A 13,973-nucleotide genomic window follows, 5' to 3' on the forward strand; every position below is an offset into this window, starting at 1 on the left:
GCCAGGGCCACGGGGATGCTGTAGTCAATGGGGGAACAAACGTGTCTGAAAAGGATGTACGTCTGCCGCTGTCCAGCGCAGACGCGCTCGGCCATTTCGCCGAGTACCTGTTCGGTTCACTCACTCGCTCGGACCAGCGCCGGTGGGCCGACTACTACATTCGCGGGCTCCTGCTCTGCGACGGGCGCAAGACCGCGAGCAACATGGCCAGGGCCCTGCTCGAGGAGAAGTCGGCCGAATCCTTACGGCAGTTCGTCAACCGCAGCCCGTGGGACTGGGCGGAGACCCGCAGGCGGCTCATCGGACTGGTCAGCGACCGACTCGCGCCGCAGGTGGCCGCGGTGCAGAAGGTCATCATTCCGAAGAACGGCGCGTCCTCGGTCGGGGTGGAGCGCTGCTACGTGCCGGCGGTGGGGCGAGTCATCAACTGCCAGACCGCGTTCGGCCTGTTCCTGGCCACCCCGACCACCGCGGTGTCCGTCGACTGGCACCTGCTGCTGAGCGGCCGCTGGGACACCGACGAGGTGCTGCGCTCGCGGGCGCTCATTCCCCGCCAGGAGATCCACCGGCCGGAGTGGCAGCACGTGCTGGAGCTGACCGCCGACCTGAACGCCGACACCGACGGCACCGAGCCCATCGTGGCGTTCGACGCGACCGACGTCGCCGAGGTCGGCCAGCTCGCCGTCGCCCTCAACGCGCACGGAAAGCGCTTCGTGCTGGACGTGAGCGGCGAGTTCGCCCGCACCGAACTGCGGGCCCACCGGGAGGCGGAACCGGTGGACGGCCAGGTGCGGCGGGCCGGACCCGTTCACCACTGGGCCAACCGGGCCGCCGGCTCCCTGCTGCGGCGGGCCACCCGCGGTCCGTCCCGGCTGCGGGCCTGGGCGGTGCGCATCCCACGTCCGGCCACCGCGGGCCGCACCACCCTGAGCCGCGAGACCTACCAGCTGATCACCGCCGTCGGCGAGAACCGGCACCGGCTGACCAATCTCGACGGGCACGAGCTGGACTCCGTCGAGCACGTGCTGTCCGGCTGGCACCAGGCGGCCAAAGAACTCCGCTACCTGCAGACCCACCTGGGGCTGCTGGACTTCGAGGGCAGGTCTTTCCGCGGCTGGCACCACCACGCGACGCTGGTCTCCGCCGCACACGCGTTCGAGCGGTGCGGCGGGGACCGGCTCATGCCAACCATTCCGCAGCAGCAGACCGATGACCTATCCACCGGTTGACCGGCACGGCCGCGGACCGGCTCAGGACCGGGCCGCGGCCAGCTCCTGCTGCACGGCACGGCGGGCGGGCCGCTCGGGCAGGTCCGGCGCCTCGCCGAGCATGCGCTGCCGGACGATGTTCCAGTCGGTGACGAACATCCGCCAGTGGAACCGGCCGTCGTCGCCGGCCCGGCACATGTCCATGTAGTCCCAGCTGATCCGGTCGCCGGTGGCGGGCACGCCGAGGAAGTCGCCCCGGTGCGTGGCGGTGACCCGGCCCCGCACGGCGATCATGTCGGCGCTCTCCACCACGTCGTCGACCGTCACCTCGAAATCGGTGAACGCGGCGCCGTAGCCGGCGTTGAAGTTGGCCATCGCGGTGTCGACACCGACCGTCCAGCCGGTCAGGCCGAGGCAGTTCTCGACGAGGTTCTCGTCGAGAACCTCGGACAGCCGGTCGTACTCGCCGCCGTCGAGGATCGCGCGGTAGCGCCGATAGGTGTCAAGCATCTTTCCCATGAGGAACTCCTGTTCCGACGTCCGGTGGACCACCGGGACCGCCGATACGATGGGGTGGTGGCGGATCTGAACCTGCGGTTGCTGCGGTACTTCGCCGCCGTCGGCGCGGAGCGGCACATCGGCCGCGCGGCGCAGCGCCTGTTCATCACCCAGCCCGCACTGAGCAAGCAGATCCACCGGCTCGAGGACGAACTGGGCGTCCGCCTGGTCAAACGGGTCGGCCGCGGCATCGACCTGACCGAGGCCGGCCAGGCGCTGCTGGACGTGGTTCCGGCGCTGCTCGATCACGCCGACGAGGTACTGGAAACCGTGGTGCGCACGGGAAACGGGCGCCACGGCCGGGTCCGGCTGGGTTTCGTGCCCGGCGCCACCGCGTTGGCCTCCGACCTGCTGCGCGACGTCGGTCACCACCTGCCCGACCTGGACATGGAATCGTGCCGGGTCGGCTGGGTCGAGCCCGGGCTCTCCCTCCTGCGGGACGAGGTCGATCTGTGCCTGCTGCGGCCCCCGATCGACGAGGCCGGACTGAGCACGCACCGCGTGCTGAGCGAGCCGAGGGTCGCCGGCTTCCACGCGGATCACCCGCTGGCCGGAGCCACGGAGCTGAGGATCGCTCAGTTACGCGACGAACCGGTGATCGACACCTCCTTCCAGCGCGACTACTGGGCGGTGGACCCGCGCCCCGACGGCACGGTCCCGCGGCGCGGCCCGCGGGCCGACTCGGTGGAGGACATGCTCGCGATCGTCGCGGCGGGGCAGGCCATGTGCATCACCTCCGCGTCGATCGCGAGCATGTTCCCCGGTCCGGCCGTGTCGTTCGTGCCGATCTCCGACATCGCCCCCACCGAGGTGCACCTGGCCTGGCGGACCGGGGATCTCTCCCCCGCCGCGGCCAGAGTCGTGCACCTCGTCGTGGGCGGCGGTCACAGTCGCGCCGACAGGTGCTCGGCCGCCGCTGTGACCGCGTCGTCGACCGTCGCGTCGTCGTCGTAGAAGTCGAACTGGGTGCCCGAGCGCCAGCGCAGCTCGCACGGGCCGGACACCTTGTCGGCGAACCGGCGGATGCCGTCCGGGATGGCGGCGTCCTCGCTGTGCACGGCCAGCAGCGGCACATCGACCTGGGGCGCCACCGAGATCGGGTCGAAGGTCAGCCAGGTCGGCCAGCTCATGGTGGCCAGCCGGTTGGGCCACTGCTCGATCGCGCCCCGGGCCGCGTTCAGGTAGTAGTCGATCGGGCCGTACATGGCCGCGGTCGGGTCGGTGTCACTGACCGCCGGCACGTACTCCACCTGCCCGGTCTCCTCCCAACGCACGCGGGCCCGTTGCCCCGCCTCGATCTTCTCGCGCACGCCGTCCTCGCCGCCGTAGACGGCCCGCACCAGCTCGGCGTCGTGCAGCCACGGCGCGACCAGGGCCAGCGCCCGGATCCGCTCGTCGCGGGCCGCCGCCACGCAGACGTAGCCGGCTCCGGCGCACACGCCCAGCGCGCCGATCCGGTCGGCGTCGACCGCCGGGTGGTTCGACAGGAAGTCGACCGCCGCCACGATGTCGGCGACCTTGCTCTCGGGCGACTCGAACTCCCGCGGCTGCCCGTCGGACTCGCCGTAGTGGCGGAAGTCGAAGGCCAGCGCGGTCAGGCCGCGGGCGGCCAGCTCGGCCGCGTACCGGCCGGCCATCTGCTCCTTGACGGTGGTCCAGGAACCGGCGACGACCGCCGCCGGTCCCCGCTCGCCCTCGTCTCGGCCGGCGATGTAGAGGGTGCCGCGGAGCACGCAGTCGCCGCTGGCGAACTCCACGGACTCGGTCCGGTATAGCTTGTCCACCACTGTTCCTCTCCTCGTGTGCGGGAAGCCCTCAGCCCAGCAGGGCACGGTTGCCCTCGGCCCAGGCCAGGTCGAAGGTGATCGCGCGGATGCGCCAGTCGCCGTCCTCGGCGGTCAGCTCGAACCGGAAGTCGCCGCCTATCCGCCAGACCGGGGCGCCCCGGTCGTTCGGCGCCTCGTGGGTGGACTGCACGGCCGCCACGACCGTGGCCGCCGTCGCGGTCCGCTCCTGGACGAGGTAGTTGGCGGTGAGATGCTGGGTCAGCCGGAACCGGCTGAGCCCGTCGCGCCAGCCGGCCACGAGCTCGGCGGCGGTCATCTCCTGCGGGCTGCCGCCGTAGAGGCTCGTGTAGTCCATGCGCACGGTCGGCGCGAAGACGGTCTCCAGGGCCGCCCACTCACGATGATCGGCGTGCCAGGCCATCCGGACGCAGGTCTCCAGGACGCAGGACACCGGACTACCCGGCCTCGCCGCGGATGGCCCGCAGGATCTCGGACGGATCGGTGTAGGACATCCAGCGCACGATCCGGCCGTCCCGGACGGTCAGCCACTGCACGAACTCGATCTCGAAGTCCTGGCCGGTCGCCTTCACGGTGGAGATCTCGTGGATCACGCCGGCGGCGTGCTCACCCTGGGCGATGACCCGCAGCACTTCCTCCCGCTTGACGTCGACCGTGTCGAGGAAGAGCCGGAACGACTCGCGCACCTGGTCGACGCCACGCCACGTGCCGATCCAGTTCATGTCGGTGTTGTAGCCGGGCACCGGGATGTAGTTGACGAACTCGACGTCGTCGGCCATCAGCGCCAGCGCGCCCTCGCCGTCGCCGGAGGTCAGCCGCTCGAACCACTGTCGGGCCACGATCTCGGTCGTGGCAGTCTGCTCTGCCGTGGACATCGCCCCTCCGCAGGATATTTCCGCCAAAAAAGGAATGGGACCCGATCCGGAATCGATAACCGGTTCACTTACATCGGGTACCAGTAGAGCCCAGGTCCGCCGAACCGACAACGCGGGCGACTCGACTTGTCGAAGTCACCGATGCCGCCTCGTTCGCGCTGTTGGCGGCGTTGCCGGCAACTAGGCTCGGTCGTGCCGAACCGCAATGAATGGAGAGCGTTCGATGTCGAATTCCGAGACCGACCGCGCGGCGATCGTCGAAACGTGCACCCGAATGGCCTGGCTGGCCGACCAGCGCAGGTGGGAAGAACTGGTCGAGCAATTCACGGACGACGTCGCGGTCGACTACACCAGCCTCAACGGCGGGGCCCCGGTCCGCGTCCGCGGGCGCGACCTGGTCGCCGGATGGCGCGCCGGCCTGTCCGGCTTCGACGCCACCCAGCACCTGGTCAGCAACCACCTCGTCGCCATCGACGGCGACACCGCCGTGGTCACCGCCGCGTTCCAGGCCACCCACGTGCTGCCCAACCAGCGGGGCGGTCCGATCTGGCGGATCGGCGGAGACTATCGATACGAACTGGTGCGGGCCGACGGCTGGCGGATCAGCGCGGTCACCATGACGATGACCTGGTCGGAGGGCAATTTCGACCTGCTCGCACTGGCCGCGTCGGCCGGCGAGTCCGATGCCGGGGCGGTCCGGTGAACCCATGCCTTTCGGTTATCGGTCGGCCCGAATCATGCCTTGGACGGCGCGACCGCGATCTTCCTACGCTACGGCCATGACCTCGCATTCGGGCGGGGACGCCCGCATTTCCGAGCATGCCTCGGCCGTCGCGAAATCCCGCGGCCCGGTCCTGCTCCTCATCCTCGGCGCGCAGTTCGTGGTGATGGTCGACGCCTCCATCGTGAATGTGGCGTTGGCCCGCGTGCAGTCCTCGCTCGGCTTCTCCCCCGCCGGGGTGCAGGCCGTCGTCACCGCCTACGCCACCGCCTTCGGCGGCGCGCTGATCCTGGGCGGGCGGATCGGCGATCTGGTGTCGCACCGCCGGATGTTCCTGATCGGCATGGCCGGGTTCGTCCTCACCTCCGCAGCCTGCGGGCTGGCCCAGGACCCGACGCAACTGGTGATCGCCCGCGCGGCGCAGGGACTGACCGCCGCGCTGCTGGCCCCGGCCGCGCTGGCGCTGCTGACGACGCGTTTCGCCGAGGGGCCGGCGCGCAACCGGGCGCTGAGCCAGTTCGCCGCGATCTCCGTGCTCGGCTTCGTCGGTGGCCTCGTCCTCGGCGGCGTCCTCGTCGACGCGTTCGGCTGGCGGGCGGTGTTCGCCATCAACGTGCCCGTCGGCGTGACCGCCGTCATCGCGGGAATTCGGGCGCTGCCACCAGCGGCGCGCGTCCCGACCCGGGTGGACGTGCTCGGCGCCGTGCTGGTGACGGGCGCGGTGGCCCTGATCGTCTACGCCCCGTCCCGAGGCTCCGAGAGCGGCTTCGCCTCACCGGGCTTCATCCTGCCGCTCGCGGCCGGCGTGGTGGCGTTGGCGCTGTTCGTGTTCTGGGAACGCCGCGCGAAGGTTCCCTTGGTACGCCTGGGAATGCTACGGTCACGACAGCTGCGCACAGCCAACCTGGTCATGCTGACCTCGGGGGCGATGAACGGCGTGGGGTTCCTGCTCAGCGCGCTGTACCTGCAGAACGGACTCGGCTTCTCCCCCGCGCTGGCCGGCCTGGGCATCGCGCCGATGGGTCTGGTCGGGATCGTGGTGGGCATGCTGGGCAGCCGAGTCCTCGGCCGGCTGGGCGTGCGGATCACGACCACGCTGGCCACCGGATTGTCCGCCGTGGCGGTGGCGCTGCTCGCGCTGAGCATGGCCCCAGGCGGGCACTATCCGTTGCTGCTGGTCGGGCTGATCGTGATGGGGCTGGGATTTCCCTTGATGTCGGCCAGTTCCCGGGTCGCGGCCAGCATGGGCGTCGCCGATGAGGAACAGGGACTGGCCGGCGGGCTGGGACAGACCTCGTTCCAGGTCGGCACGGCGCTCGGGGTGGCCGTCCTGCTCACCCTCGCCGTCGACCACAGCGCCGGGCTCGGGATTCCCGGACCGGCCGCGACCGTGGCCGGCTATCGGCTGGCCCTGCTGATGATGGCGGCGTTCGGCGCGGCGGTCGCCGTGCTCGCGGGCGTCGGACTGCGCCCGACAACCAGGGAGGAGACATGAGCGGCCGGCCAGCCCCGGCCGTAAACCGACCAACCCTCGAATTCGAAGAAGGTAACGCAGACCATGGAACTGCCCGAGGAAGTCACCGACGTATTCGAGCGCACCCTGTCCTGTGAGATGACCACCCTGTCCCGGACCGGCCCGGTCACCTGGCCCATGGTGGCCATGTGGAAGCCCGAGGACTCGGAGTTCGTCCTCGTCACCGGGGTCGCCCTGCCGCGCAAGCTGCACAACCTGCACCGGGACAACCGGATCGGCCTGCTGTTCTCCGACTTCACCGGCAGCGGGCTGGTGAACCCGCCGCAGGTGCTCGTGCAGGGCCGCGCGACCGTGCCCGACGAGTTGCTCACCATCGAGGGGCTGGAGGACTTCTGGGACTTCATCTTCCGCCGCCGCCCCAGTTTCGCCGACGAGTACGCCCTCGACACCGAACAACAGCAGCAGCTGCATCCCGGGCTGGTGTGGCGCATCCGCGTGACCGTGACACCCGAGCGGGTGTGGGCCTTCCGCCGTGACGGCGCCGGAACACAGAACCTGGAGCGTGTGGCATGAGCATCTGGTCCGAATTCGACGAGCACGCCCACGTGTACGCCCCCGGCGTGCTGTCCTTCATCGACACCGACGGCTTCCCGTTCAGCCTGCGCGTGCGAGCCCGGCAGGACCGTGAGGCCGGGGTCTTCCGCTTCCCGCTGCCCGAGGGCACGCCCGCGGTGGACGGGCCCGCGTGGTTGCTCTGGCACCACCACGACGCCCTGCTCGACGACCACCACGTCCTCGCGGTCAAGGGGAAGTTGGTTCAGGACGACGGAGAGTGGGCCGTGCGCCCGGACCGCGTGTTCGCCAGCGGCTACGGCGACATGAGCAAGATCGGCGAGCGCACCGAGGCCTACCTGGTCAGCCGCGGCATCACCGAGCGGCCGGAAATCCCTTGGGACGAGCTCAAGCGCATCGCCCTCAAGGCCAAGGAGGCATCGTGACCACTGTGGATGATCGCACCGCCGTCATCGAGGCGTGCACGCGTTTCGGCTGGTACATGGACATCCGCGACTGGGACCGGCTCACCGGCGTCTTCGACGACGAGGTCGAGTGGGGCGCCGAGGGCGCGAGCGAGAAGCAACCGGCCGCGGCCCTCGTCGACTCCTTCGTGAAGGTCTTCGACGGCGTGGACAGCACCCAGCACCAGATCACCGACCACCTGGTGGACGTAGAGGGGGACACCGCCGTGTGCACCACCCAGTACCGCGTCTACCACATCCGGACCGGCATCCTCGGCGATCCGGTGCTGATGAACGCCGGCCGCTTCCGGTTCGAGCTGGCCCGGCGGGACGGGACGTGGCGAGTGCGGGCGGTGATCATGACGCCGACGTGGAGCTCCGGCAGTATGGCTGTGCTGGGCGCGCCCGCGCGCCACGAGTAGCGGCGGTGGTGCGGGACGTCGTCGCGCTCAGGACGGGTCCGCGGTCCGCGCCGCCGACAACGCCACCGCGACGAAGTCCCGCAGCACCGGGTCGGCGCTGCCGCGCGGCCAGGCGATGACCAGCTCACCGGGCGACGCGTCGACGACCGGGTGGTACACGATGCCCGGCCGGCGATAGACCGTGGTGCTGGTCTCGGTGAGCAGGGCGATGCCCTGCCCAGCCGAGACGGCCTCGAACATGTCCTCGGCGTTGGTCACCTCGACCGCGATGGCCGGCCGCTCACCGAACTCGCCGGTGGCCAGCCAGAAGTCCCGCAGCGGCCCCGTCGACGCGGGCAGCGCGACGAACGCCTCGTCCCGCAGGTCCGCCAACGACACCTCGGTCCGGTCGGCCAGCCGGTGGTTCTCGGACAGCGCGACCCATCGCCGGTCGCGGCGCAGGGGCTCGACGTCGAGCAGCTCCTGCCCCGCGACCGGAACGAACAGCAGCGCGAGGTCGCAGGCGCCGCTGAGCACGCAGGCCGTCGGGTCGGTCCAGTCGGCGAGCCGGAACTCCAGGTGCCAGCCGGGGCGAACCGCGCCGAACCCGTCGACGACCAGGTTCATCAGCTCCGGACCGATGCTGGAGTGGTAGCCCACCCGCAGAACCCGGTGCTCGCCGCGGTGGGCCCGCTGCGCGCGCACCACTCCCTGCTCGAATTCGCCGACCAGTCGGCGGGCCGTCACGAGCAACTCCTGGCCCGCCGGCGTGAGCGCGACGCCGCTGCGGTGCCGCACCAGCAGCGGAAATCCCATTTCCCGTTCCAGACGCCGGACCGCCTTCGACAACGCGGGCTGCGCGATGTGCAACCGCTCGGCCGCACGCGTGATGTGCAGCTCCTCGGCGATCACGGTGAAGTACGACAACAAGCGCAGGGACACCTCCCACACCGTGTCCACCGCCTCCCCATTCCCCCAGGACTCTCACCGGACACCCTACTGGCGATCACGACGGTGAGTGGCCCAACCCTCACAGACAGGTGCCATCATGGAATTGGAGCTCGTCAGCGACGGTCTGCGGTTTCCCGAGGGGCCGCTCGTGCTACGCGACGGCAGCGTCGTGTTCTGCCAGATGATGTCCGGGACGCTGTCCCGCCGGCATCCCGACGGCACGATCAGCACGATCGCCGACGTCGGCGGCGGACCCAACGGCGCCGCGATCGGTTCGGACGGCGCCGTGTACGTGGCCAACAACGGCGGCGTCAGCTTCACCATGGTGGGCGACGTCGCGTTCGGCGGCCACCAACACCCGGACTACATCGGCGGCCGCATCCAACGAGTCACCCTCGACGGAGAGGTGACGGACCTGTACGTCGAAGGCGATCGTGGGCCGCTGCGCGGCCCCAACGACCTCATCTTCGACGGCCACGGCGGCTTCTACTTCACCGACAGCGGAAAGATCCGGGAACAGGACCTCGATCACGGGACGCTGTACTACGCGGCCGAGGACGGGTCGTCGATCACGTCGGTCGTGCACCCGCTGGCCGCGCCCAACGGCGTCGGCCTGTCGCCGGACGGTTCCCGCCTCTACGTCAGCGAAACCATGACCGGCCGGCTCTGGTACTGGGACGTCGAGGCCCCCGGCCGGTTGACCGGGGGCTCTCAGCCGTTCACGCCGGGCGGGGGCACGCTCCTGCACGGGTTCGGCGGCTACACGGGTCTGGACTCGCTGGCCGTCGACTCCCACGGCAACGTCAACGTCGGCACGCTGTTCCACGGCAGCGTCAGCACCATCGCCCCGGACGGCCGCCTGGTCGGCCAGGTCGGGCTCGGCCTGGATCCGTTCTTCACCAACATCACCTTCGGCGGCCCCGAGCTGACGACGGCCTACATCACGGGCTCGGGCCACGGGCGGCTGTACCGGGCCACGTGGCCGGTGCCCGGTCTGCCGCCGGCGTTCGAGGCGGGGTGAGCCCGGCCCCGGCGGCGCCGGTCAGCGGCTGCCGACGGCGTCGCCGGGCACCAGGCCCAGGGACCGGGCCTGGGCGAACGTGTCGTAGAACTCGCGCAGGCGGATCAGCTTCCCGTCCCGCACGTCGATGATCATCACGTAGTGGTTCTCGTGCGCGCCGTCCGGCGTCGTCACTCGGCCCACGTACTCGGCGAGCACGCGTCCGGGTCGGGCGAAGGCCTGCACCTCGATGTCGCGGTGCTCGATCGAGGTGATCGACGCCGCCACCGACGTGTACAGGTTCGACACCTCTTCCCTGCCCTCCCAACGGGTGCGGCGCTCGGGCAGCGCGTACACCATCTCCAGCACCACGTCGTCGGCCAGCAGGGCCAGCGCGACGTCGAGATCGCCGCGGCCGACCGCCTCGACGAACGTGCGCACGATCCGCTCCGGGTCGTTGTCCATCATCTCTTCCTTGTCGTCGGAGTCGGTGTCCCGCCGGGACCGCTTGGCGCCGCCCGGCAGCAGCAGCGCGGTCGCCACGGCCGCGACAACCAGGACCACGCCACCGACGATCAGGGACATGGTCATGCCCGCCGCGAAGGCCAGGCCCGCGACGAAGGCGCCGCACGCGGCGACGCCGACCGCACCGCCGAGCTGCCGGGCGGCGTTGAGGATGCCCGAGGCCAGGCCGGAGCGGTGCGACTCCACCGAGTCGATCAGCGCGGAGGTCATCGCCGGGGTGGCCAGCGCACCACCGACGCCCACCGGGACCAGCAGCAGCACGACGATCCAGGTTGCTGTCGCGGTCGTCACGAACAGCAGGCCGACCATGCCGACGGCCAGGATGAGCAGCCCGATCACCATGGGCGGGCGCGGGCCGTAGCGGCCGACCATGCGCCCGGCGGCGACGTTGATCACCGCGGTCAGCGCCGTCATCGGCACGAAGATCAGGCCGGTCACCAGCGCCGACTCCCCGCGCAACTGCTGGAAGTACAGCGTCATCACGAAAACCGTGCCGTAGAAGGCGAAGCACAGCGCGAACCCGGTCAGGGTGGTCACGATGGTGACCGGGGCACGGAAGAGCTCCAACGGCACCGCGGGGTGCTTCGACCGCTTCTCCACAACGATGAACGCGGCCGCGGCGACCAGGAAGACCACCAGCGCGATGACGCCGAGCAGGTCGATGCCCGAGCTGCCGGCCCGGATCACCGAGAACACGACCGCGGCCATGGCCAGCACGCACAACACCTGGCCCGGAACGTCCAGCGCGGTCTTGTGGGGCTCCGGGCGCGGCGCGCGCATCAGGCCCACGAGGCCGAAGATGCCGGCGGGGACGTTGATGAAGAAGATCGCGGGCCAGCCCAGCGCCGAGGTCAGCAGGCCACCGGCCAGCGGCGCGGCCGCCATGGCGATACCACCGCCGGCAGTCCAGATCGCGACGCCCCGAGCCCGCGCGGCCGGGTCGTCGTAGGCGTGCCGCACCAACGACAGCGAGGCCGGCAGCAACAGCGCGGCCGCGGCGCCCTGCACGAACCGGGCGGCGACCAGCGCTGGCATCGCCGGGGCCAACCCGCAGGCCGCGGAGGCCAGGGTGAACAGCCCCAGTCCGATGCCGAAGCACCGGCTCGGACCGATGCGGTCCGAGATGGCGCCGGCCGACAGCAGCAACGCGGCGAACATCAGCGCGTAGCCGTCGACGATCCACTGCAGGCCCTCGACACCGCCGCCCAGTTGCGCGCCGATCGACGGCAGCGCGACGGTCACGACGTTGGCGTCCAGCACCGTCACGAACATTCCCACGCACGCGACCGCGACCGTCAGTCCCGCGAATACCCTCGTACCGCCCGTCTTGTCACCAGTCACGCGATCCATAATCGCCCGGCCTGCGCCGACTTTCCAATGCCAATTGTCATGCCCGCCAGGAATGACTCAATGGACTTACGTCAGTCGGCGCCATGTCACTCGGCCGCACGCAACGGCCGTCTGGTGCCTGGTCGCAGCCACCAGCCAGCCTGCCACCAGGCACGATGCCTCTGCGAAGGCCAACCGGGCTCGCAGCGAAAGGTGGGCAAGAATTGCTCCCGATCACCCGGAAGAGTGAATAACCCGTGAGGGAGGTTTATTCTCCGACAAGTGGCACGCCGGTCGCATCACATCGTGGTTTTTCCTTTTCACGTCATGGGTAGTCCACATCGTTCGGAAGACGTCGCTGTTCACGGAAAGGCCACCGACCAGTTCGGCCAGCGCCGGGCTCGCGAAGACGAGGGCGTCAATCGGCGACGCCGAGGGCCCGGTCGAGGGCGGCCTGGCAGTGCAGCGCGGTGGTCGCGAACACCGGGACGTCGAGATCCCCAGGTCCGATGCTGAGTTCGAGCTCCGTGCAGCCGAGCACGATGCCTTCCGCGCCGGAGTCCAGCAGGGACCGACATACGTCGAGCAACTGGTCGTGGGATGCACCGTCGACCCGACCGACACACAGCTCGTCGAAGATGATCCGCTGCACCGCCTGCCGGTCGGCCTCGCTGGGAACGACCGCCTGAACGCCGTGGGAAGCGAGCCGGTCACGATAGAAGGACTGCTCCATCGTGTACCGCGTCCCGAGCAGCCCCACCCGACCAACGCCAGCGGCGAGAGCGGCCGAGGCGGTCACGTCGCAGAGGTGCAGCACGGGGATGGAGACGGCGGCGGCGACCTCGTCGTAGACCTTGTGCAGGGTGTTCGTCGCCAGGAGCGCGAAGGCAGCGCCGGCGGCCTCCAGCGAGCGGGCCTCTTCGACCAGCACGGACGCGACGCCGGACCAGTCGCCGTCGGCCATCATCTGCTCGACGGGCGCGAAGTCCACAGTCGCGACCCGGAGCCGCGCGGAGTGCAGGCCGCCGAGCCGGGCCCGCACGCCCTCGTTCAGCAGCCGCAGGTACTCCGCGGTCGACTCCCAGCTCAGGCCCCCGATGATCCCGATCAGTTCCATGATTTCCAGGGTCGGGGACAGGACCCGTAACAAGAAGAGCGAGTTCGTGACACCACCTGGCAGTATCGGTTACATGCTGGACCTCGATCCCCGGAGCCTGGTCGTGCTCCACCTCATCGACCGCACCGGCTCCATGTCCGCCGCGGCCCGGGAACTCGGCTGGACGCACCCGGCGATCAGCCAGCACGTCAAGCGGCTCGAACGCGCCGCCGGCTGCGAACTCGTCGAGCGGCACGGTCGCGGCGTCCGGCTCACCCCGGCCGGCGTCGTCCTCGGACGGTACGCGGCGGAGATCGCCGCATCCCTCACCGCGGCCCGCGATTGCCTGCCCGACCTGGCGCAGGGTCACGCCCCACGGCTTCGGGTCGCGGCGTTCCCGACGGCGTGTGCCACCCTGGTGGTCGACGCCGTCAACTCACTCCCGGACGGCCTGCGAGTCGACATCCGGCAAGCGGAACCGCCGGAGGCGCTGGCCGCGCTGCAGGACGGCGAGGTCGACGTGGCGGTGACGTTCCATGACGAGCCGCCGCACGGCGACGGAGTCACGGTCCTCGGCCGCGATCCCCTCCTCGCCGCGCTGCCGGCCGCGCACCCGCTGGCGGCGAAGGAAACCTTGGCGATCAGCGATCTCCGCACGGCCACGGTCATCGCCGGATGTCCACTGTGCCAGGAGCGGTTCGTCCGCCACTGCGCACGGGAATCGTTCCGGCCCGTGCTGCACCACCAGGTCACCGACGACTACGTGTTGATGCAGGCGATGGTCGCGGCCGGGCAAGGCATCGCGATCCTGCCGGGCCTCACCCTCTCCGCTCATCGCCGTGACGACATCGTCACGATGCCGTTGGACCCGCCGTTGCACAGGGAAATCGCGGTGTGGCTGCCGCCCGAGCGGCACACGCCGCCGGCGGCGCGACAACTGCTCGACGCACTCTCGGTAGCTCACGCAATAATGCGCCAATAAGGCCCCTGGATAGCGTGGCGGCTCGGGAGCAA

General features: G+C 70.4%; 16 protein-coding genes. 9 read left to right on the plus strand and 7 right to left on the minus strand.

Translation table 11 applies throughout. The features are described 5' to 3' along the window. The first annotated feature begins 41 nt into the window (after positions 1-41). On the plus strand, positions 42-1,229 hold the full coding sequence (locus tag BJ998_RS40760) for an IS701 family transposase (protein ID WP_184869472.1): 1,188 nt from the start codon (positions 42-44) through the stop codon (positions 1,227-1,229). Positions 1,230-1,250: 21 nt separating this feature from the next. On the opposite strand, the gene BJ998_RS40765 is transcribed toward BJ998_RS40760, so the two are convergent. Further along, positions 1,251-1,727, minus strand: a complete 477-nt coding sequence (locus BJ998_RS40765) for an ester cyclase (protein WP_184869473.1) — start codon at positions 1,725-1,727, stop codon at positions 1,251-1,253. 57 nt (positions 1,728-1,784) lie between these two features. Here BJ998_RS40765 and BJ998_RS40770 point away from each other — a divergent pair, with 57 nt between their 5' ends. Beyond that, positions 1,785-2,720 carry a LysR family transcriptional regulator gene (locus tag BJ998_RS40770; protein ID WP_184869474.1) on the plus strand — a complete coding sequence of 312 codons (936 nt, stop codon included), beginning with the start codon at positions 1,785-1,787 and terminating at the stop codon, positions 2,718-2,720. Here BJ998_RS40770 and BJ998_RS40775 read toward each other — a convergent pair. The 3 genes from BJ998_RS40775 to BJ998_RS40785 are packed head-to-tail and all read right to left on the minus strand — an operon-like array spanning position 2,651 to position 4,446. Beyond that, positions 2,651-3,553 (minus strand): alpha/beta hydrolase, encoded by a 903-nt coding sequence (locus BJ998_RS40775; RefSeq protein WP_312890630.1) that lies wholly within the window; start codon positions 3,551-3,553, stop codon positions 2,651-2,653. The two genes, BJ998_RS40770 and BJ998_RS40775, sit on opposite strands and share 70 nt — an antisense overlap. 28 nt (positions 3,554-3,581) lie before the next feature. Next, positions 3,582-4,004: a nuclear transport factor 2 family protein gene (locus BJ998_RS40780; RefSeq protein WP_184869475.1), complete on the minus strand. Its 423-nt coding sequence runs from the start codon at positions 4,002-4,004 to the stop codon at positions 3,582-3,584. A gap of 4 nt (positions 4,005-4,008) precedes the next feature. After that, positions 4,009-4,446, minus strand: coding sequence for a nuclear transport factor 2 family protein (locus tag BJ998_RS40785; protein WP_184869476.1), 438 nt, complete (start codon positions 4,444-4,446; stop codon positions 4,009-4,011). Between the two features lie 223 nt (positions 4,447-4,669). Here BJ998_RS40785 and BJ998_RS40790 point away from each other — a divergent pair, with 223 nt between their 5' ends. From BJ998_RS40790 to BJ998_RS40810, 5 genes are all read left to right on the plus strand, one after another. After that, positions 4,670-5,149, plus strand: a complete 480-nt coding sequence (locus BJ998_RS40790) for a nuclear transport factor 2 family protein (RefSeq protein WP_184869477.1) — start codon at positions 4,670-4,672, stop codon at positions 5,147-5,149. Positions 5,150-5,225: 76 nt separating this feature from the next. Continuing rightward, on the plus strand, positions 5,226-6,662 hold the full coding sequence (locus tag BJ998_RS40795) for an MFS transporter (protein WP_184869478.1): 1,437 nt from the start codon (positions 5,226-5,228) through the stop codon (positions 6,660-6,662). Between the two features lie 63 nt (positions 6,663-6,725). Further along, a complete protein-coding gene (locus BJ998_RS40800; protein WP_184869479.1) occupies positions 6,726-7,214 on the plus strand; it encodes a pyridoxamine 5'-phosphate oxidase family protein in 489 nt (162 codons plus the stop codon). Continuing rightward, positions 7,211-7,639: a hypothetical protein gene (locus tag BJ998_RS40805; protein WP_184869480.1), complete on the plus strand. Its 429-nt coding sequence runs from the start codon at positions 7,211-7,213 to the stop codon at positions 7,637-7,639. Before BJ998_RS40800 ends, BJ998_RS40805 begins: the two co-directional genes overlap by 4 nt. Continuing rightward, on the plus strand, positions 7,636-8,079 hold the full coding sequence (locus tag BJ998_RS40810; protein WP_184869481.1) for a nuclear transport factor 2 family protein: 444 nt from the start codon (positions 7,636-7,638) through the stop codon (positions 8,077-8,079). Before BJ998_RS40805 ends, BJ998_RS40810 begins: the two co-directional genes overlap by 4 nt. Positions 8,080-8,106: 27 nt before the next feature. Here the strand turns inward: BJ998_RS40810 and BJ998_RS40815 are convergent, their stop codons facing one another. Next, entirely contained in the window at positions 8,107-9,018 is a 912-nt protein-coding gene (locus BJ998_RS40815; RefSeq protein ID WP_184869482.1) for a LysR family transcriptional regulator, read from the minus strand. An 88-nt stretch (positions 9,019-9,106) separates the two neighbouring features. On the opposite strand from BJ998_RS40815, the gene BJ998_RS40820 reads away from it, so the two are divergent. Beyond that, on the plus strand, positions 9,107-10,030 hold the full coding sequence (locus tag BJ998_RS40820) for an SMP-30/gluconolactonase/LRE family protein (protein ID WP_184869483.1): 924 nt from the start codon (positions 9,107-9,109) through the stop codon (positions 10,028-10,030). A gap of 21 nt (positions 10,031-10,051) precedes the next feature. Here the strand turns inward: BJ998_RS40820 and BJ998_RS40825 are convergent, their stop codons facing one another. Both BJ998_RS40825 and BJ998_RS40830 read right to left on the minus strand, forming a co-directional pair. Continuing rightward, positions 10,052-11,875: an MFS transporter gene (locus BJ998_RS40825; RefSeq protein WP_184869484.1), complete on the minus strand. Its 1,824-nt coding sequence runs from the start codon at positions 11,873-11,875 to the stop codon at positions 10,052-10,054. 406 nt (positions 11,876-12,281) lie between these two features. Further along, positions 12,282-12,980 (minus strand): aspartate/glutamate racemase family protein, encoded by a 699-nt coding sequence (locus BJ998_RS40830; RefSeq protein ID WP_184869485.1) that lies wholly within the window; start codon positions 12,978-12,980, stop codon positions 12,282-12,284. Between the two features lie 73 nt (positions 12,981-13,053). Between BJ998_RS40830 and BJ998_RS40835 the strand changes: the two genes are divergently transcribed. Continuing rightward, a complete protein-coding gene (locus BJ998_RS40835; protein ID WP_184869486.1) occupies positions 13,054-13,941 on the plus strand; it encodes a LysR family transcriptional regulator in 888 nt (295 codons plus the stop codon). The last annotated feature ends 32 nt before the right edge of the window (positions 13,942-13,973 follow it).

Origin of the sequence: Kutzneria kofuensis (assembly GCF_014203355.1) — a bacterium.
In the GTDB taxonomy this organism is placed as follows: domain Bacteria; phylum Actinomycetota; class Actinomycetes; order Mycobacteriales; family Pseudonocardiaceae; genus Kutzneria; species Kutzneria kofuensis.